18 protein-coding genes are annotated in these 17,720 nt (G+C 74.0%); 11 read left to right on the top strand and 7 right to left on the bottom strand.

Annotated features, from left to right (window positions below; genetic code table 11):
- Positions 1 to 43 precede the first annotated feature (43 nt).
- The 5 genes from ACEPPI_RS15155 (at position 44) to ACEPPI_RS15175 (ending at position 5,188) form a co-directional block, all read left to right on the top strand.
- Positions 44 to 340: a hypothetical protein gene (locus ACEPPI_RS15155; RefSeq protein ID WP_373915742.1), complete on the top strand. Its 297-nt coding sequence runs from the start codon at positions 44 to 46 to the stop codon at positions 338 to 340.
- A 127-nt stretch (positions 341 to 467) separates the two neighbouring features.
- A complete protein-coding gene (locus tag ACEPPI_RS15160) occupies positions 468 to 1,379 on the top strand; it encodes an MBL fold metallo-hydrolase (protein ID WP_373915743.1) in 912 nt (303 codons plus the stop codon).
- A 140-nt stretch (positions 1,380 to 1,519) separates the two neighbouring features.
- Positions 1,520 to 2,560: a phosphotransferase family protein gene (locus tag ACEPPI_RS15165; RefSeq protein WP_371679278.1), complete on the top strand. Its 1,041-nt coding sequence runs from the start codon at positions 1,520 to 1,522 to the stop codon at positions 2,558 to 2,560.
- Positions 2,561 to 2,569: 9 nt separating this feature from the next.
- The gene (locus ACEPPI_RS15170) at positions 2,570 to 3,799 is read left to right on the top strand and encodes an acyl-CoA dehydrogenase family protein (protein WP_373915744.1); all 1,230 of its coding nucleotides are present in this window, start codon (positions 2,570 to 2,572) and stop codon (positions 3,797 to 3,799) included.
- Between the two features lie 189 nt (positions 3,800 to 3,988).
- Positions 3,989 to 5,188, top strand: coding sequence for a S8 family serine peptidase (locus ACEPPI_RS15175; protein ID WP_373915745.1), 1,200 nt, complete (start codon positions 3,989 to 3,991; stop codon positions 5,186 to 5,188).
- Positions 5,189 to 5,240: 52 nt separating this feature from the next.
- Here the strand turns inward: ACEPPI_RS15175 and ACEPPI_RS15180 are convergent, their stop codons facing one another.
- From ACEPPI_RS15180 to ACEPPI_RS15190, 3 genes are all read right to left on the bottom strand, one after another.
- On the bottom strand, positions 5,241 to 5,852 hold the full coding sequence (locus tag ACEPPI_RS15180) for a TetR/AcrR family transcriptional regulator (RefSeq protein WP_037688592.1): 612 nt from the start codon (positions 5,850 to 5,852) through the stop codon (positions 5,241 to 5,243).
- An 80-nt stretch (positions 5,853 to 5,932) separates the two neighbouring features.
- The gene (locus ACEPPI_RS15185; protein WP_373915746.1) at positions 5,933 to 7,660 is read right to left on the bottom strand and encodes a class I adenylate-forming enzyme family protein; all 1,728 of its coding nucleotides are present in this window, start codon (positions 7,658 to 7,660) and stop codon (positions 5,933 to 5,935) included.
- On the bottom strand, positions 7,657 to 8,430 hold the full coding sequence (locus ACEPPI_RS15190; protein ID WP_373915747.1) for an SDR family oxidoreductase: 774 nt from the start codon (positions 8,428 to 8,430) through the stop codon (positions 7,657 to 7,659). The genes ACEPPI_RS15185 and ACEPPI_RS15190 overlap by 4 nt, the downstream gene beginning before the upstream one ends.
- 84 nt (positions 8,431 to 8,514) lie before the next feature.
- On the opposite strand from ACEPPI_RS15190, the gene ACEPPI_RS15195 reads away from it, so the two are divergent.
- From ACEPPI_RS15195 to ACEPPI_RS15210, 4 genes are all read left to right on the top strand, one after another.
- Complete coding sequence (locus tag ACEPPI_RS15195) at positions 8,515 to 9,816, top strand: exo-beta-N-acetylmuramidase NamZ domain-containing protein (protein WP_373915748.1); 1,302 nt, start codon at positions 8,515 to 8,517, stop codon at positions 9,814 to 9,816.
- Positions 9,817 to 9,928: 112 nt separating this feature from the next.
- On the top strand, positions 9,929 to 11,347 hold the full coding sequence (locus tag ACEPPI_RS15200; protein ID WP_373915749.1) for a serine-threonine protein kinase: 1,419 nt from the start codon (positions 9,929 to 9,931) through the stop codon (positions 11,345 to 11,347).
- 154 nt (positions 11,348 to 11,501) lie between these two features.
- Complete coding sequence (locus tag ACEPPI_RS15205; RefSeq protein ID WP_373915750.1) at positions 11,502 to 12,116, top strand: hypothetical protein; 615 nt, start codon at positions 11,502 to 11,504, stop codon at positions 12,114 to 12,116.
- Between the two features lie 59 nt (positions 12,117 to 12,175).
- On the top strand, positions 12,176 to 12,898 hold the full coding sequence (locus ACEPPI_RS15210; RefSeq protein ID WP_373915751.1) for a 3-keto-5-aminohexanoate cleavage protein: 723 nt from the start codon (positions 12,176 to 12,178) through the stop codon (positions 12,896 to 12,898).
- Here the strand turns inward: ACEPPI_RS15210 and soxR are convergent.
- Positions 12,873 to 13,322 (bottom strand): redox-sensitive transcriptional activator SoxR, encoded by a 450-nt coding sequence (gene soxR / locus ACEPPI_RS15215; RefSeq protein WP_373915752.1) that lies wholly within the window; start codon positions 13,320 to 13,322, stop codon positions 12,873 to 12,875. The genes ACEPPI_RS15210 and soxR overlap by 26 nt on opposite strands.
- Before the next feature lie 117 nt (positions 13,323 to 13,439).
- Between soxR and ACEPPI_RS15220 the strand changes: the two genes are divergently transcribed.
- Positions 13,440 to 13,901 carry a MaoC family dehydratase gene (locus ACEPPI_RS15220; RefSeq protein WP_266838238.1) on the top strand — a complete coding sequence of 154 codons (462 nt, stop codon included), beginning with the start codon at positions 13,440 to 13,442 and terminating at the stop codon, positions 13,899 to 13,901.
- Here the strand turns inward: ACEPPI_RS15220 and ACEPPI_RS15225 are convergent.
- Positions 13,892 to 14,536, bottom strand: coding sequence for a TetR/AcrR family transcriptional regulator (locus ACEPPI_RS15225; RefSeq protein ID WP_373915762.1), 645 nt, complete (start codon positions 14,534 to 14,536; stop codon positions 13,892 to 13,894). The genes ACEPPI_RS15220 and ACEPPI_RS15225 overlap by 10 nt on opposite strands.
- Positions 14,537 to 14,627: 91 nt before the next feature.
- Positions 14,628 to 15,779, bottom strand: a complete 1,152-nt coding sequence (locus tag ACEPPI_RS15230) for an acyl-CoA dehydrogenase family protein (protein WP_373915753.1) — start codon at positions 15,777 to 15,779, stop codon at positions 14,628 to 14,630.
- Positions 15,780 to 15,868: 89 nt separating this feature from the next.
- On the opposite strand from ACEPPI_RS15230, the gene ACEPPI_RS15235 reads away from it, so the two are divergent.
- Positions 15,869 to 16,561, top strand: coding sequence for a TetR/AcrR family transcriptional regulator (locus ACEPPI_RS15235; RefSeq protein WP_373915754.1), 693 nt, complete (start codon positions 15,869 to 15,871; stop codon positions 16,559 to 16,561).
- 59 nt (positions 16,562 to 16,620) lie between these two features.
- Here the strand turns inward: ACEPPI_RS15235 and ACEPPI_RS15240 are convergent, their stop codons facing one another.
- Positions 16,621 to 17,700, bottom strand: coding sequence for a Zn-dependent alcohol dehydrogenase (locus ACEPPI_RS15240; protein WP_373915755.1), 1,080 nt, complete (start codon positions 17,698 to 17,700; stop codon positions 16,621 to 16,623).
- Between the last annotated feature and the right edge of the window lie 20 nt (positions 17,701 to 17,720).

The raw sequence follows: 17,720 nt of genomic DNA on the forward strand, positions 1-17,720 counted from the left end.
ACAGAACGGGCGTTAAGGGACGTTCCCCACTAGCCTCTGCGCCATGACGACCCTGCACCACGAGCACCCCACGCACGAACACACCCACGGCCCCTCGTGCGGGCACCGGGCGGTCTCGCACGGCGACCACGTGGACTACGCGCACGACGGCCACCTGCACCGGGAGCACTCCGGGCACTGGGACGAGTGCGAGACCCCGGACCACACCACCCACGACGGGCACGCCCACGCCCACGGGGCCGACTGCGGGCACGAGTCGGTCCCGCACGGCGACCACGTCGACTACCTCCACGACGGGCACCGGCACGCGGAGCACGACGGCCACTACGACGACCACTGACGGCCGCCGACACTCGCCGACGCTCGCCGACGGCCGCTGACGGCCGCTCACCCCCCGCTCTCCCCCGGCCGGGCCACGGCTGACAGGATGCCGCTCACCTGTCGAAGCGACCCGGGGGAGAGCGCCCATGACCGTCGACGCACCGTACGTAGTCCAGCCCGCGGCCGGGGTGTACGCCTACGTCCAGCCGGACGGGGGCTGGTGCCTGAACAACGCCGGCTTCGTCAGCGACGGCGGGCGGACCCTGCTCGTCGACACGGCCGCCACCGAGCGGCGGGCGCTGGCCCTGCGCGAGGCCGTCACGGCGGCCGGGGTGCCGCTCCCCCGGACCGTGGTCAACACCCATCACCACGGCGACCACACCTACGGCAACGCGGTGTTCGCGCCCGAGGCCCTGATCGTCGGACACGACAACGCGCGCGCCGAGCAGCTCGCGGCCGGGCACCAGCTGGAGCTGATCTGGCCCGCGACCGACTTCGGGGCGATAGAGATCACCGCGCCGGACCTCACCTTCAGCGAGCGCATGACCCTGCACGTCGGCGAGACCGAGGTGCAGGTCATCCACCCGGGCGTGGCGCACACCACCGGGGACGCGATCGTGTGGCTGCCCCGGCAGCGGGTGGTCTTCACCGGGGATCTGGTCTTCGCCGAGGGCACGCCGTTCCTGGCGATGGGCTCGCTGTCCGGATCTCTGCGGGCGCTGGAGCTGCTGCGGTCCCTGGGCGCGGAGACCGTCGTACCGGGGCACGGACCGCTGACCGACGCGGCGGCGTACGGGGCGACCGAGCGGTACCTGCGGTTCGTCGCCGAACTGGCGCGGGAGGGGCGGGAGAAGGGGCTGACCCCGCTGGAGGTCGCGCAGGGGGCCGATCTCGGCGAGTTCGCGGCCTGGCGGGAGAGCGAGCGGCTGGTGGCGAACGTCCACCGGGCGTACGCGGAGCTGGCCGGGGAGCCGGAGGGGGCGCCGCTGGACATCATGGCCGTGCTCGGGGACATGACGGTGATGAACGGGGGCACGCCGATCCTGTGCCACGCCTGACGCGGCGGCCGTGGGCGCCGCGGCCCGGGCGGCGGTGTCCGCAGGCTTCCTCCGGCCCGCCCTCTGGACGCCATACCGACTGGTCGGCATGATGTCCTCCGAGCAACCCCCACCGTCAACCCCGTACGGAGGTGCGCACCATGACCGCAGTCCCGGCAGGCTCCCCGAGCCCGCGCGGCCTGGACCTGGAGCGGCTGCGCGGCCATCTCGACGCCGCGCGCCCCGGGCTCGTGGGCGGGCCGTTGAGCGGCCGGCTGATCGAGGGGGGCCGGTCGAACCTGACGTACGCGGTCACCGACGGCTCCGCCCGCTGGGTGGTGCGCCGCCCGCCGCTCGGGCACGTCCTGGCCACCGCGCACGACATGCGGCGCGAGCACCGGGTGATCGCCGCCCTGCACGGGACCGCCGTACCGGTGCCCGGTCCGCTGCTGCTGTGCGAGGACGAGGAGGTGCTGGGGGCGCCGTTCTACGTCATGGAGTACGTGGACGGGGTCCCGTACCGGACCGCCGCCCAGCTGGAGGAGATCGGCCCCGAGCGGACCCGGCGGGCGGTGCTCGCCCTGGTGGACACCCTCGTCGACCTGCACGCGGTGGATCCCGGCGCGGTGGGGCTGGGCGACTTCGGCCGGCCCGAGGGCTTCCTCGACCGGCAGCTGCGCCGCTGGGGCAAACAGCTCGCGGCCTCCCGCGGGCGGGAGCTGGCCGGCATCGACGAGCTCCACGCCGCGCTCGGCAGGACCTTGCCTGCCTCCCCCGCGCCGACCGTGGTGCACGGGGACTTCCGGCTGGACAACGTACTGATCGGCGGGCCGGACGACTCGATCCGGGCGGTGCTGGACTGGGAGATGTCCACGCTGGGCGATCCGCTCACCGACCTCGGGCTGCTGGTGATGTACAGCTCCGACCTCGGCCTGACGGACTCCCCGGTCAGCACGACCAGCCGCGCACCGGGGCACCCGGACCCCGCCGAACTGGTCGAACGCTACGCCGCCCGCTCCGGGCGCGACACCGGCGCGATCGCCTGGTACACGGCCTTCGCCTGGTTCAAGCTCGCGGTGATCCTCGAAGGCATCCACTACCGCTTCACGCTGGGCCAGACGGTCGGCGCGGGCTTCGACCGGATCGGCGAACTGGTCCCGGTCTTCATCGAACACGGTCTGACCACCCTCCAGGAAGGCTGAGCCACACCCATGGACTTCGCATTCGACGCCCGGACCGAGGAACTCCGCGAGCGGCTGCTCGCGTTCATGGAGAGTCACGTGTACCCGGCGGAGGCCCTTGCCGCCGAGCAGCGCACACGGCTGGCCTCGCCCTGGGACACCCCGGCCGTCTTCGGTGAACTGAAGGCCGAGGCGCGCCGCCAGGGCCTGTGGAACCTCTTCCTGCCGGATGCCGAGCACGGCGCTGGGCTGACCAACCTCCAGTACGCCCCGCTCGCCGAGATCACCGGCCGCAGTCCGCACCTGGCGCCGATGGCGACCAACTGCGCGGCCCCGGACACCGGGAACATGGAGGTGCTCGCCCAGTTCGGCAGCGAGGAGCAGAAGAAGCAGTGGCTGGAGCCGTTGCTGGCCGGGGAGATCCGCTCGGCGTTCGCGATGACCGAGCCGGAGGTGGCCTCCTCCGACGCGACGAACATCGAGACGCGGATCGAGCGTTCGGCGGACGGCTCCGAGTACGCGGTCACCGGCCGCAAGTGGTTCATCTCCGGTGCCATGAACCCGGACTGCAAGATCTTCATCGTCATGGGCAAGACCGACCCGGACGGCACCGATCCGCGCCGCCAGCAGTCGATGATCCTGGTCCCCCGCGACACCCCGGGCGTCGAGGTGCGCCGGGCGATGACCGTGTACGGGTACGAGGACCACGACCACGGCGGCCACGCCGAGGTGGTCTTCGACGGGGTCCGGGTGCCGGCCGCGAACCTGATCGGCGAGGAGGGCACCGGCTTCGCCATCGCCCAGGCGCGGCTGGGTCCGGGGCGGATCCACCACTGCATGCGGCTCATCGGCATGGCCGAGCGGGCCGTCGAGCTGATGTGCCGGCGCGCGGTGGGCCGTACGGCCTTCGGCAAGGAGCTGGCCGCTCAGGGAGTGGTGCAGGGCTGGATCGCGGACGCCCGGGTCACCATCGAGCAGCTGCGGCTGCTGGTGCTGAAGACCGCGTGGCTGATGGACACGGTGGGCAACCGGGGCGCGCACACGGAGATCCAGGCCATCAAGATCGCTACTCCGCGCGCGGTCGTGGGGATCCTGGACCAGGCCGTGCAGCTGCACGGCGCGGGCGGGGTCAGTCAGGACTTCCCGCTGGCCGAGCTGTGGGCGGCTGCCCGGACCCTGCGACTGGCGGACGGTCCGGACGAGGTACACCAGCGCTCGCTGGCCCACCGGGAGCTGAAGAGGTACGCGGGGCGCTCCTGAACGTGTGGGAATCGTGTGGGAGTTCGTGCGAACCCATGTGCGAGGTGAAGGCGGTGCGGGGGGCCTTTTAAGAAACCTTGTTGAACAACTCCGAACCGCCGGTACGTTCTTGATTTGCGCCTGTCAATCGGAACAGGGTTCTCCAGAAGGTTCGACGCCCCACACGTCACCACGAGGAGAACTCTCCAGATGGCAACTCACAAGCGCAGCCGCACCCTCCGGTACGCGGCGGTCGGCACGGGAGCCGCCGCCGCGGCCGCCGTGGCCCTGATCGCCACCCCCTTAGCGGGAGCGGCAACACCGGCCGAGGGCACGGTGTACGGCCTGGGCGCACCCGGTGCGATCAGCGGAAGCTACGTCGTCATACTCGACGCATCCGCGAACAAGGAACAGCTCGCCAAGAAGTACGGCGGTGAGCTGAAGCGCACCTACAGCTCCGGGGTCAACGGTTTCTCGGCCGCGGGCCTGAGCGAGACCGAGGCCAAGCGGCTCGCCGCGGACCCGGCCGTCGGCAAGGTCGTGCAGAACAAGAAGTTCACGATCAAGACCACGCAGGACGACCCGCCGTCATGGGGTCTGGACCGGATCGACCAGACGGCCAAGGCGGGCGACAAGAAGTACACCTACCCCGACAGCGCCGGCGAGGGCGTGACGGCGTACGTCATCGACACCGGCATACGTACGACGCACAAGGACTTCGGCGGTCGCGCGACGTCCGGCTTCGACGCGGTGGACGACGACGACAAGGCCGACGACGGCAACGGCCACGGCACGCACGTCGCGGGCACCATAGCCGGGACCGCGCACGGCGTCGCCAAGAAGGCGAAGCTGGTCGCGGTGCGGGTGCTGGACGACAACGGCTCCGGCACGACCGAACAGGTGGTCGCCGGGATCGACTGGGTCACCCAGCACCACTCGGGGCCTTCGGTGGCCAACATGAGCCTGGGCGGCGGCGCGGACGAGGCGCTCGACGAGGCGGTGCGCCGGGCCATCGCCTCCGGCGTCACCTTCGCGGTGGCGGCGGGCAACGAATCGGCCGACGCCGGTCAGGGCTCCCCCGCGCGGGTCCCGGAGGCGATCACCGTGGCGTCGAGCACCATCGACGACCAGCAGTCCTCGTTCTCCAACTTCGGCTCCGTGGTGGACCTGTACGCACCGGGTTCGGACATCACGTCCGACTGGAACGACAGCGACACCGGCACGAAGACCATCTCCGGCACTTCCATGGCCACCCCGCACGTGGTGGGCGCCGCGGCGGTCTACCTGGCCGGGCACCCGTCCGCGACCCCGGCGCAGACGGCCGCGGCGCTGACGGCCGCGGCCACGAGCGGCGCGGTGACCAACCCCTCCGCGGGCACGGCGAACAAGCTGCTGAAGGTGGCTCCGTAGCGGCGTAGTCCCGCAGTCCCGTAGTCCCGTGGCGGCCGGTGCCGGTGCGGGGCTACGGGCGCAGCGAGCGCAGCAGCAGGTCGGCGAGGTGGTCGGCGACCTGGTGCGGGGTGAGCGGGCCGTCCGTGCGGTACCAGGTCGACAGGTGGTGGACGGACCCGAAGTAGAAGTCCACCACCAGGTCGGCGGGGGTGGCCGTGGCGAACACCCCGGTGCGCTGCCCCTCCTCGACCAGGGCCCGGAACCGCTCGTGGTAGCGCCGGCGCTCCGCCCGCACCTGCTTGTACTTCTCCGGGCTGAGCTGGTGCATCGACCGGAAGAAGATCATCGCGTCGTCGAGGTTCTCGATGGTGGTCACGACCACGTCGGCGGCGGCGGCCCGCAGCCGCTCCTCGACGGGAGCATCGGATCCGGCCACCGCGTCGAGCCGCTGCTGCTGGAGACGCAGCATGCGCGCGTACACCTCGTGCAGCAGGTCGTCCTTGGAACCGAAGTAGTGGTAGAGCGCGCCCTTGGTGACGCCGGCCGCCTCGACGATCTCCTGCACGGAGGTGCGGTCGTAGCCGCGCTCGGCGAACAGCCTGGTCGCGACGGCCAGCAGCCGCTGCGGCACCGGGGTCTCCCGGTTGATGTCCTCGGGTCCCGCGGTGGTGCTGGCGGCCATGGTGCTCGCCTTCCTCTCCTGATCCGTCGCCTGTCCTGCGTGTGCCGGGTGTCCTGCGCCGTACGACCGTCCGACGATTTTCAGCCGCGCTCGCGCAGTTCCCGTCGCAGGATCTTGCCACTGGTGGTCTGAGGAAGAACAGGCAGGATCTCGACCTCGCGCGGGTACTTGTACGCGGCGAGCCGCTCGGCGCAGTACGCGGACAGCTGCGCGGGGTCGGCGGTGGCTCCGGGCCGCAGGCTCACGTACGCCTTCACGCTCTCGCCGCGGTAGGCGTCGGGGACGCCGACGACGGCCGCCTCGCGGACGGCGGGGTGGGTGTAGAGGACGTCCTCCACCTCCCTCGGCCAGACCTTGAACCCGGAGGCGTTGATCATGTCCTTCTTGCGGTCGACGACGTAGAGCCAGCCGTCGGGGTCCATGAAGCCGACGTCCCCGGTGCGCAGTTCCCCGTCCGGGAACGCCGCGGCGGTCTCGTCCGGGAGCCCCCAGTAGCCCGGCACGACCTGGGGGCCGCGGACGGCGATCTCGCCGGTCTCGCCGAGGGGGACCTCGGCGCCCCGCTCGTCGAGGATCCGTACGAGGGTCTGCGCGCCTGGCAGGCCGACCGAGAGGGTGCCGGAGCGGGGGTCGACGGGGGCCTCGCGGTGGGCGGGGACCGAGGCGCAGGGGGCGGTGCACTCGGTGAGGCCGTAGCCGTTGCGGAGGTAGAAGCCGAAGGAGGCGCGCAGGCGTTCGACGAGGGCGGGCGGGAGCGGGGCGCCTCCCGAGGAGACCACCTGGAACGAGGCGAAGTGCTCGGCGGTGGCCTCGGGGTGGGCGGCCAGGGCCGTGAAGGCGGTGGCCGGTCCGATGGTGTAGGCCGGGCGGTGTTCGAGGAAGGCGTCGAGGACGGCGCCCGCGTCGAAGCGGCGGGCGAGGACGAGGGTGCCGGCGTTGACGAAGCAGGCGGCGAGCTCGCAGACGAGGCCGGTGATGTGGAAGAGCGGCGCGAGGGCGAAGTAACCGGCGCCTTCGGCGACGGGGTGGCCGGTGACCTGGCGGGTGGCGTTGTAGGTCAGCGCCCCGTGCGGGTTCATGGCGCCCTTGGGGGTGCCCGAGGTGCCGGAGGTGTAGCCGAGGAGCGCGAGGTCGTCGGCGACCGGATCGGGCCCGTCCGGCGCGGGGTGCCCCTGCCGCGCCACGGCCACCAGGTCCTGCGGCCCGCCCGGGAGCCGCCCCTGCTCCCGGTCCCGCTCCGGAGCCTGGGAGGGGGAGGGCGGCGGGAAGAGGCGGGCGTCGTCGCGGGTCTGGAAGTCGCGCTCGTCGGTGGTGAGGGCGATCCGGACCCCGGCCTCGTGCGCGGTCCCGCGCAGGTACGCCGTCCAGGCGCGGGCCTCGCAGACCAGCGCGACGGCGCCCGAGTCGCGCAGGACGTGCCCGGCCTCGGCGGACTTGTACATCGGGTTCAGCGGGACGACCACCGCCCCGGCCTTCCAGGCGGCCAGCACGGCGAGCACGAAGTGCGGGGTGTTCTGGAGCATGACGGCGATCCGGTCGCCGCGCCGGACCCCCCGCGCGGCAAGGTACCCGGCGAGGGAGTCGGACAGGGCGTCGGCCTCGGCGTAGCCGACGCGCCCGTCGAAGTACGCGAGGGCCGTGCGCCCGGGGGCGCGCGCCACGGCGGCCCGGAAGGCGTGGAGCACGGTGGGCGGCGGGCTGACCGGCGCCAGCTGCGCCGCGCTGAGCCGGCCCAGCCACGGCCGCGCGGCGTACGCGGAGCCGGCCGGGGCCACGGCGTCCGCCCCGGGTGTGCGGGCGGGCGTCACGAGGACTCCCACTTCTGCTGGAGGTGGTTCATGGCCCCCAGCCACCGGTCCGGGTCGTTCGCGCGGGCGGCGTGGTAGTCCGCCACCTCGGGGTGCGGGAGGATCAAGAAGCGGCCCTTCTCCATGCCGTCGAACAGTGCGTCAGCGACCGCGTCCGGCTCGATGGCGGTCGGCGCCAGGACGAGTTCGCCCGCCGAGCCCGCGGCGGTCAGCATGTCGGTGCGCACGCCCTGCGGGCAGATGGCGTGGACCCGGACGCCCCGGTGGCGGTAGGTCAGCGAGAGCCATTCCGCGAAGGCGAGGGCACCGTGCTTGCTGACACTGTACGGCGCCGCCCCGATCATGGTCAGCAGCCCCGCGGCGGAGACGGTGGACACGAAGCGGCCGCCGCCCCGCTCCAGCCACTGCGGCAGCAGGGTCCGGGCGGCCCGTACGTGCGCCATGACGTTGGTGTCCCAGGCCGCCTCCCACACGGCCTCGTCCGCGAAGACGTCCCCGCCCGAGGCAAGTCCGGCGTTGGCGCAGTAGACGTCGACCCTGCCGCCGAGGGCCTCGCGGGCCGCCTCGACGACGGTCGAGGCGTCTCCGGGGACCGCGACGGCCCGGGGGCCGATCCCCTCCGCGACCGAGGCGGCCTTCGCGGGGTCGAGGTCGTTGACGACGACGGTGGCCCCCTCGGCGGCGAAGCGGCGGGCGAGGGCCGCGCCGATGCCGCCGCCCGCGCCGGTGACGACGACTCGCTGGTCCTGGTACGCGTTCACGGGGATCACCTTTCGCCACGGCCTGCCGGATCCCGGGCAGACTAACCAGTCGGTATGTGAGGACGGAAGGGGGTCGGGCCCTAGCGTGTCCGAATGACGCTGTCACGACGCGGGGTACTGGGACTGGCGGGGGCCATGGGGACCGCGGGGGCCGTCGCGGGAGCCGGTCCGGCGGCCCGCGCCGCCGCGGCGGGCACCTCGAACACGGCGGGCGCGGTGGCCACGGCGGGCGCCCCCGCGCCGGGACGGGTGCTCACCGGATGCGAACGGCTCGCCGCCGACGGGTACGCGGAGCTCGCCGGACAGCGCGTCGGCATCGTCACCAACCCGACCGGGATCACCTCCGACGCCCGCCACCTGGTCGACGTCCTGCACGCCGACCCGCGGGTGGACCTGGTCGCGGTGTTCGGGCCGGAGCACGGCTTCCGCGGATCGGCCCAGGCGGGCGGCGCGGAGGGGACCGGCCGGGATCCGGCGACGGGCCTGCCCGTGTACGACACGTACGACACGAGCGGGCAGCGCCTGGCGGACCTCTTCACGGCCGCGGGGATCGACACGGTCGTCTTCGACATCCAGGACGTCGGCGCCCGCTTCTACACCTACGTCTGGACCCTCTACGACTGCATGCGCGCGGCCGCCCTGGCCGGCAAGGCCGTGGTGGTGCTGGACCGCCCCAACCCGGTGGGCGGGCGCCGGGCGGCCGGCCCGGTGCTGGAGCGGCCGTACGCCAGCTTCGTGGGCCGCGAGCCGATCGCTCTCGCGCACGGGATGACGGCGGCCGAGCTGGCCCTGCTCTTCAACGGCGAGTTCCTGCGCGCCCGTCCGGTCCGGCTGCGGACGGTGGCCATGACGGGCTGGCATCGCGCGTCCTTCTACGGTTCCACCGGGCTGCCGTGGGTGCCGTCGAGCCCGAACATGCCCACCCCCGACACCGCTCTGGCCTACGCGGGGACCTGCCTGTTCGAGGGGACCACGCTCTCCGAGGGCCGGGGCACGACCACCCCCTTCGAGGTGGTCGGCGCGGAGGGTGTGGACCGGCGGTGGGCGGAGGCGGCGAACGCGCTGGGGCTGCCCGGCGTCTGGTTCCGGGAGACCTGGTTCACCCCCTCCTTCTCGAAGCACGCCGGAAAGCTCTGCGGCGGGGTCCGGCTGATCGTGCACGACCGCGATGCCTTCGACCCGGTGCGGGCGGGGATCGGCCTGCTGGTCACCGCGCGACGGGCGTGGAGCGGCTTCGGCTGGCGCGCGGACCACTGGATCGACCGGCTGACCGGCTCGGACCGGGTACGGACGCTGGTGGACGCGGGGGCGGGGGTGGAGGAGATCGCGGGCGACTGGGCGGCGGGGCTGGCCCGGTTCGCGGCGGTCCGGGAGAGGTACCTCCTCTACCCCTGACCCCACCCCCCCGGGCCGGACGGATCCCGTGCTGCCGCGGGTCTGGCCGACGGGCGCCCGCGGCGGGATGCTGCGTGCACCGCAGGCACGGCACGGTACGGAGGGGGACGTCATGACGGACAGCGGAGCCGCATTCGCAACCGGAGCCCGGGCCGGAGCCACGACGGCGGCCACGACCACGACCGGGGTGGGCGTCGGGCCCTACCGGGAGCTGACCTTCGACGCCCAGGGGGACGTGGATCCGGCGACGCGGGCGGCGGTGGCCCGGATCGAGGCCACGGACCTGCTGGTGTTCGCGCACGGCTGGAACAGCGACCGGACCACCGCGACCCGGCTCTTCGACCGCTTCTTCGCCCCCTTCCCGGGGCTGGTGGGAACGGGCGTGCGGCTCGGCTACGTGGGGGTGGTCTGGCCCTCGATCCGCTTCTCCGACGAGCCGATACCGGACTTCGACCCGCGGCCCGCCCTCGCCGCCCCGGACACCGCCACCGGCATGCCGCCCGCCACCACCGGCACCTCGCCCGCCACCGCCACCGGCCTGGACGCCGACACGCGGCGGGCGCTCGGGGCGTTCTGGCCGGGCCGGCGGGCGGAGCTCGACCGGGTCGCCGAACTGCTGGACGGAAGGCCGGAGTCGGAGGCCGCCTTCACCGAGTTCGGGGCCCTGGTACGGGAACTCGCCAATGTCGACCGGCCCGGTGCCGGCACCGCGGGCGGTCCCACGGCCGCGGCGGATCCGGGCGGCGCCCGCGGGGTACCGGCGCTCTTCGCGCGGGACGTGATGGAGGCCTGCCGGGAACTGGCCGACGCCCTGGCCGCCTCCGGGGCGGACGCCGTCGACGGCCCGCGCCTGGCCCCCGGCGACGGGATGCGCGCCCTGTGGGGCGGGGCCAAGGAGCTGCTGCGCCAGGCGACGTACTACGAGATGAAGAACCGCGCCGGGGTCGTCGGCGAGCACGGGCTCGGGCCGGTACTGGCGGACCTGGCGGGCAGACGCCCGGCCCTGCGCGTCCACCTGATAGGCCACAGCTTCGGGGCGCGGGTGGTGTCCTTCTCCCTGCGCGCCGTACCGGACGGGGCGCGGCACCTGAAGTCGCTGACCCTGCTCCAGGGAGCCTTCTCCCACTACGCCTTCAGCGACCGTCTCCCCCACGACCCGCGCCGCGGCGGCGCCCTGCGGGGGCTCCAGCGCAGGGTCGACGGCCCCGTGGTGGCCTGCCACTCCTCCCACGACAGTGCCCTCGGGCTGTTCTACCCCCTGGCGTCCCGGATGGCGGGAGATTCGGCCGGTCTGCTGGGTTTCGACGAGCGGTGGGGCGCGGTCGGGCACGACGGGGTGCAGGCGGTGCCGGGCGCACAGCGGATCTGCCTGGAGGCGGCCCTGCGCGACGGGCTGCCGGCGTCCGGTTGCGTCAGCGTGGACGCGGGCTCCGTGGTGCGGCGCGGCGGTCCGCCGTCGGGGGCGCACAGCGACATCTGCCACGAGGAGCTGGCCCGGATCGTGGTCGGCGCGGGGCGCATGGGGCGCTGAGTTCCGGCCATGTGCCACCCGCACGCCTCGACCGCCCCCGCATGCGCCCACATCCGGCAGGGCATGTTGGGCACGTCAGGGCGCGCCGCTTCGTTCGACGGGGTAGCGCGAACACAGGTGTGGGCGGGGGCACGGCGGCGGAGGTGAAGGTGCGATGGCGGGTTTTCGGAGTCTGGCCTACCAGGTGCGCGATGCGCGCAACGACCGGGCCCTGCGGCGCCATTCGCTGCGCCGCTGCCTGGAACGGTTCGCGCCCTACGGGCACCGGGCGACATGGTGGCACCTGTGCGACCGGCACGGGATCGCCCCCGAGGACCGGGGCGCGGATCCGCTGCGCCTGGTCGCGGCGCTGGAGGAGCTGGAAGAGGCCCGGGCGGTCTGGCTGGAGTACGAGCGGCAGTTCGCGGCGCGCCGTAGACGTGAGAAGCACGACGGGGTGCGCCGGCCGGAGTGGGCCTGGGGCGGCAGCGGGGACGCCGTGGTGCGGTGCGTCGATCCGGGGGTGCGGCCGGAGGGGACGCTCGGTGAGGTGCTGCGCCGGCTGGTGAAGGCGCTGGAATCGGAGCCCGGGACGGCCTGCCCGGTGTGCGGGGAGCGGGAGTTGCGCTGGTCGGCGGCGCTGACGGCCCACGGGGCGTGGGCCGGGGCGTGGGCGTGGGACGGGCCGGTGTGCGGGGGCTGCGGGATCGTGGTGCCGAGACCGGCGCTCGCGGACGCGGTCCTGGCGCACCCGGCGGTGGTGCTCCCGGCCCCGGCGGGCGCGGCGTGAGCGGGCCGGGCGGGGACGGCGGTCGGGGCGGGGACGGGGGGCCGGGGGCGGTGCTCCAGGTGGCGGTCAACGGATCGCGCGGCGCCGGCGACGGGGGTGCGGTGCCGATGACCCCGCGGGATCTGACGGAGTCGGCGGTGGAGGCCGTCGCCGCCGGGGCCGGGGAGGTACTGGTGCACCCGAGGGCCCCGTGCGGGCGGGAGAGCCTCTCGCCCCGGGTGGTCGGTCCGTTGCTGGAGGAGATGCGCGGCGCGGGGGTCCGCGTACCCCTCTCGGTTCCGGCCGCCGTCGACGCCGAGCCCGATCCCGCCGGGCGGCTGGAGCGGGTGCGGTCCTGGACGGTGCTGCCCGACCGGGCCCAGGTGCGGTTCGCGGAGCCGGGCGCCGGCGCGCTGGGCCGGGCCCTGCTGGCGCGCGGGGTGGCGGTGGACGCCCTGGTCCCGCTGGGCGGCGGGGCCGGGCCGGAGCCGCTGGCCCGGTTCCTGGAGTGGGCCCCGCCGGACCACGGCCGGGTGCGGCTGGTGGTGGAGCTGGCCGAGGCCGACCCGGCGCTGGTGGCGGCGCTGCGCTGGCTGCCGCCGGTGCCGGTCCTGCTGTACGGGCGGGACGCGGCCGCCTGGCCGGTGCTGCGGATGGCCGCGCGGTGCGGTGCCGGCGCGCGGACCGGCGTAGGGGACGTCCTGCACCTGCCCGACGGGCGGGCGGCGCGCTCCAATGCCGAACTGGTGGCCGCCGCCCGGGAGCTGCGGGACGCGGCTACTGCGACAGCCGGGATCCGGTGAGGCGGGCGCCGAAGACGTCGTCCGGGTTGGACAGGGCGCACTTCTTCAGCGAGAGGCAGCCGCAGCCGATGCAGTCCGACAACCGGTCGCGCAGATCGCTGAGTTGCCGGATCCGCTCGTCGAGCTCGGCGCGCCAGTTCTCCGACAGCCGCGCCCAGTCCTCGGGGGTGGGGGTGCGCCCCTCCGGCAGTTCGACCAGCGCGACGCGGATGTCGGCCAGTGGGATGCCCACGCGCTGCGCGGCGCGTACGAAGGCCACCCGGCGCAGCGCCTCGCGCGTGTAGCGGCGTTGGTTGCCGGAGGTACGGCGGCTGCTGATCAGCCCTTTGGTCTCGTAGAAATGCAGTGCGGAGACGGCTGCCCCGCTGCGCGCGGAGAGCTGGCCGACCGTGAGTTCGTGGACGTTCTCGGGAATCTGCGGCACGCGGCCGAGCCTAGTCGGAGATCCGTTGACAGACGCATGCGGGCCCCAGCATGCTGAGCAAACGCTTATTAGTTGCGCGACAGCGGACGACGTGACAGCCGACGACAGGGGCAGGGCATGGCCGAACCGAGGATCTTCACCTCCGCCGAGGAACTGCGCGCCGGGATCGGTGACGTGCTCGGCCCGAGCGGGTGGCTGGAGGTGGACCAGAAGCGGATCGACCTGTTCGCGGACGCGACCGGCGACCACCAGTGGATCCACGTGGACCCGGAGCGGGCCGCCTCGGGCCCCTTCGGCTCCACGATCGCGCACGGCTATCTGACGCTGTCGCTGCTGCCCAGCCTGGTGCCGCAGATCATGCGCGTCGAGGGCATGCGGATGGGCATCAACTACGGCACGGACAAGGTCCGCTTCCCGGCTCCGGTGCCGGTCGGCTCGCGGCTGCGCGCCACGGCCGTGATCACGGCGGTCACCGAGGCGGGCGAAGGCGTGCAGGTCGCGGCGACGGTGACGGTGGAGCGCGAGGGCGGCGCGAAGCCGGTCTGTGTCGCGGAGTCGGTGTCCCGCTACTACTTCTGAACCACGGGCCCGGTGGCCGGCCGGGCGCCCACCATGCGGAGCACGAGGTCGGCGTAGAGCGCGCCGACCTCGTCGGGCGTGCGGTGCCCGGCGGTACTGAACCAGCGGGCCACGTCGATGCACAGGGAGAGCACGGCGAGGGTGGTCCCGGGGACGTCGGGGACGTCGAACTCCCCCGCCCGGACCCCCTCGGCGATGATGCGGCGCACCGCGGCGTCGCTCTCGCGGCGCAGCGCCACGATCTCCCCGCGGTGCTCGGGCGCGAGCGCGTCGAGCTCGTACTGGACCACGCGCGCGGTGGTGTGGTGCGCGGCGTGCCAGCCCACGAAGGACCGCACGGCCGCGTCGAGCCGGTCGGCGGCCGTTCCGGGCCCGGCGGCTGCGGTCTCCAGGATCTCCAGCGCCTTGTCGTGCCCGATCCGGCTGATGCGGTGGAGCAGCTCTTCCTTGGTCTTGTAGTGGATGTAGAGCGCCGCCGGGCTCATGCCGGCCCGGCCGGCGATGTCGCGCGTGGTGGTCGCGTGGTAGCCGCGTTCGGCGAAGGCTTCGACGGCCGCGACCAGCAGCCGCCGCGCGGCGTCGGGGGTGACCTCCGACCACGCCTGGTAGCCACTGCCGTCCGCCGCGCTGTCCATCGCCCGCTCACCCTCTTCGCCGTGTGAAAGGAACACCCTACCGGAGGGTGAGCAAGCGCTTAGGCAGGACTCCGGCGGGTCCGCCGTCGGCTCAGAAGGCGGAGACCCCCGTGCGGGCGCGGCCGATCAGCAGCTTCTGGATCTGGCTGGTGCCCTCGTAGAGGGTCATCACGCGGGCGTCGCGCAGCAGCTTTCCGGCCGGGTACTCGTCGATGTAGCCATAGCCGCCGTGGACCTGGAGGGCGTTGCCCGCGGCGCGCACGGCCGCTTCGGAGGCGAAGAGCTTGGCGGTGGAGGCCTCGGTGGCGAAGGGCCGGCCGCGGTCGATGAGGTCGGCGACGCGCCAGGTCAGCAGCCGGGCGGCGTCCACGTCGACGGAGATGTCGGCGATCAGCTCCTGCACCAGCTGGTGGTGGGCGATCGGCTTGCCGAACTGCTCGCGCCGGGCGGCGTACGAGACGGCGGCGTCCAGCGCGGCCTGCGCGATGCCGACGCAGCCGGCGGCCACCGACATCCGGCCCTTGGCCAGGGCCGACATGGCGACGGAGAAGCCCTTGCCCTCGGGACCGAGCATCGCGGACGCGGGCACGCGGACGCCGTCGAGGGCGAGCTCGGCGGTGGCCTGACCGCGCAGGCCCAGCTTCCCGCGCACCTCCCGGCGGGCCAGGCCCGGGGTGTCGGCGGGGACGAGGAAGGCGGAGATCCCGCGATGGCCGGGGGCGCCGCCGGTGCGGGCGAAGAGCAGGACGACATCGGCCCAGGTGCCGTTGGTGATGAACATCTTGCTGCCGTTGATCACGTACGCGTCCCCCTCGCGCACGGCCCGGGTGGTGAGGGCGGCGGCGTCGGAGCCGGTGCCGGGTTCGGTCAGGCCGAAGCAGCCGAGGGCCTCGCCGGAGCACAGCCGGGGCAGCCAGTCGCGCTTCTGCGCCTCGGTACCCCAGGCGGCGACGGTCTTGGCGACCAGGCCGAGGGAGACGGAGACGATGCCGCGCACCGCGGAGTCCCCGCGGCCCAGTTCCTCGGTGACGAGCGCGTAGGAGACGTGGTCGCCGCCGGAGCCGCCGTACTCCTCGGGGGCGGTGAGGCCGAGGAATCCGAGGTCGCCGAGCTTCTTCACGATGGACCGGTCCACGCTCTCGGCGCGGTCCCACTCGGCGGCGTACGGGGCGATCTCGCGCTCGGTGAACGCGCGGGCGAGCCGGCGCACGGCTTCCTGCTCCTCGCTGAGCTCCAGGTTCACGGGTGCCTCCGGGCGGGGCGCGGTCGCGGATGCCGGGGCCTTTAACTAGCACCGGTAGTTTATGGCTGGCAGGGCCTACTATGTGGCGCATGGCCAGACCGCGCAAGCCCCTCCTGAGCAGAGACCGCATCGTCGAGGCGGCCGGTGCGCTGGTGGACGCGGAGGGGCTGGAGGCGGTGTCGACGCGGCGGCTGGCCGCGGCGCTGGGGGTCAGCGGGCCCTCGCTGTACAACCACTTCCGGACCAAGGACGCCATCCTGGAGGCGGTGGCGGACGCGGTGAGCGCCCGGGTCGACCTGTCGATGTTCGACGCGGGCGGCGGCGAGGACGGAGCCGGCCGCTTCGAAGGCGACGGCGGGGCGCGCCGGGACTGGCGAGAGGCCCTGCACGCCTGGGCGCACTCGTACCGGGACGCTCTGGCGGACCATCCGAACATCGTGCCGGTGCTGGCGCGGGGGCCGGGCCGGCGCCCGGCCGGGCTGCGGCTGGCGGACGCGGTGTTCGGGGCGATGACGGAGGCGGGGTGGCCGCCGCCCCACGCGACGCGGATCGGCGCCCTGATGCGCTACTTCATCCTGGGCTCGGCGGTGGCCTCCTTCGCCCGGGGGTTCGTGGACGACGAGGCGGCGTACGACCCGGTGGACTACCCGCACCTGGGGCAGGCCCACCTGCTGGCGGAGCGCAGGCACGAGGTGGACGAGGGGGCGTTCGAGACGGGCCTGACGGCCCTGCTGGACGGCCTGTCCCTCCAGTACGAGGCCCTGCGGGAGCCACGGGCCTGACCGACCCGGCCGACCGCACGGGGGGGTGCGGCCGGCCGGTCGGACCGGGCCCGGCCGGATCAGAAGACGACCAGGGAGCGGCCGCCCTTGCCCGCGAGCATCGCGTCGAAGGCGGCGGGGATGCCGTCGAGGGTGATCCGGTCGGTGACCAGGGCTCCGAGGTCGAGGCGGCCGGCCCGCACGTGGTCGGCGATCACCGGGAGGTCCCGGGCCGGATCGCTGTTGCCGTAGACACAGCCGCTGAGGGTGCGGGCGTAGTGGAAGATCTCCAGCGCATGGAAGGTGACCTGCTGCTCCTTGCCGCCGATGCCGACGACCGTGGTGCGCCCGCCCCGGCGGGTGGAATCCCAGGCTGCGCGGATGGTCTCCGCGCGGCCCACGCACTCGACGGCCACGTCCGCGCCCTGACCGGCGGTGAGCGCGCGGATCTGCTTGGCGGTGGTCTCGGAGGCGAGCACGAAGTCGGTGGCCCCGGCGGCACGGGCCAGTTCCTCCTTCGCCGGGGAGACGTCCACCGCCACGACGGTCCCCGCCCCGGCGATCCGGGCCGCCTGGAGGGCGGCCAGGCCGACCCCGCCGACCCCGAACACGGCCACCGACTCGCCGGGGCGGACCTGGGCGCTGTGGTGGACGGCCCCGTACCCGGTGAGGACGGCGCAGCCGAGCAGGGCGGCCTCGGGCAACGGGATCCCGGCGGGCGCGGGCAGCACGCAGTTCGCCGCGACGACGGTCTCCTCGGCGAAGGCCGCGACGTTGAGCCCGGGGTGCAGCTCGGTGCCCTCGGCGTCGTGGGCGTAGACCGCGCCGACCCCGGTCAGGGCCTTGGCACAGAGCCAGACCTCGCCGATCCGGCAGTGGTGGCACTCCCCGCAGGAGGGGGCCCAGTTGAGCACCACGCCGTCGCCGGGTGCGACGTGGGTGACGCCCTCGCCGACCGAGACGACCGTCCCCGCGCCCTCGTGGCCGAGGACGGCGGGGACGGGCACCCGCATGGTGCCGTTGGTGAGGGAGAGATCGGAGTGACAGACCCCGGCTGCGGCGAGCCGCACCCGGACCTGCCCGGGGCCGGGTTCGGGCAGCACGATGTCCCGTATCTCCAGCGGGGCTCCGACGGCGGGCAGGATGGCGGCGCGGACCATGGTCTTCGTCTCCGTGTCTT

It is taken from the genome of Streptomyces sp. AB3(2024) (assembly GCF_041862025.1).
Classification (GTDB): Bacteria; Actinomycetota; Actinomycetes; order Streptomycetales; family Streptomycetaceae; genus Streptomyces.

Excerpts from the sequence above, each read along its gene's own strand:
- ACEPPI_RS15240 (WP_373915755.1), bottom strand. The coding sequence starts at position 17,700 with ATGGTCCGCGCCGCCATCCTGCCCGCCGTCGGAGCCCCGCTGGAGATA.
- ACEPPI_RS15225 (WP_373915762.1), bottom strand. The coding sequence starts at position 14,536 with ATGGACAGCGCGGCGGACGGCAGTGGCTACCAGGCGTGGTCGGAGGTC.
- ACEPPI_RS15195 (WP_373915748.1), top strand. The coding sequence starts at position 8,515 with ATGACGCTGTCACGACGCGGGGTACTGGGACTGGCGGGGGCCATGGGG.
- ACEPPI_RS15165 (WP_371679278.1), top strand. The coding sequence starts at position 1,520 with ATGACCGCAGTCCCGGCAGGCTCCCCGAGCCCGCGCGGCCTGGACCTG.
- ACEPPI_RS15235 (WP_373915754.1), top strand. The coding sequence starts at position 15,869 with ATGGCCAGACCGCGCAAGCCCCTCCTGAGCAGAGACCGCATCGTCGAG.
- ACEPPI_RS15160 (WP_373915743.1), top strand. The coding sequence starts at position 468 with ATGACCGTCGACGCACCGTACGTAGTCCAGCCCGCGGCCGGGGTGTAC.
- ACEPPI_RS15170 (WP_373915744.1), top strand. The coding sequence starts at position 2,570 with ATGGACTTCGCATTCGACGCCCGGACCGAGGAACTCCGCGAGCGGCTG.
- ACEPPI_RS15220 (WP_266838238.1), top strand. The coding sequence starts at position 13,440 with ATGGCCGAACCGAGGATCTTCACCTCCGCCGAGGAACTGCGCGCCGGG.
- ACEPPI_RS15175 (WP_373915745.1), top strand. The coding sequence starts at position 3,989 with ATGGCAACTCACAAGCGCAGCCGCACCCTCCGGTACGCGGCGGTCGGC.
- ACEPPI_RS15180 (WP_037688592.1), bottom strand. The coding sequence starts at position 5,852 with ATGGCCGCCAGCACCACCGCGGGACCCGAGGACATCAACCGGGAGACC.
- ACEPPI_RS15155 (WP_373915742.1), top strand. The coding sequence starts at position 44 with ATGACGACCCTGCACCACGAGCACCCCACGCACGAACACACCCACGGC.
- ACEPPI_RS15200 (WP_373915749.1), top strand. The coding sequence starts at position 9,929 with ATGACGGACAGCGGAGCCGCATTCGCAACCGGAGCCCGGGCCGGAGCC.
- ACEPPI_RS15205 (WP_373915750.1), top strand. The coding sequence starts at position 11,502 with ATGGCGGGTTTTCGGAGTCTGGCCTACCAGGTGCGCGATGCGCGCAAC.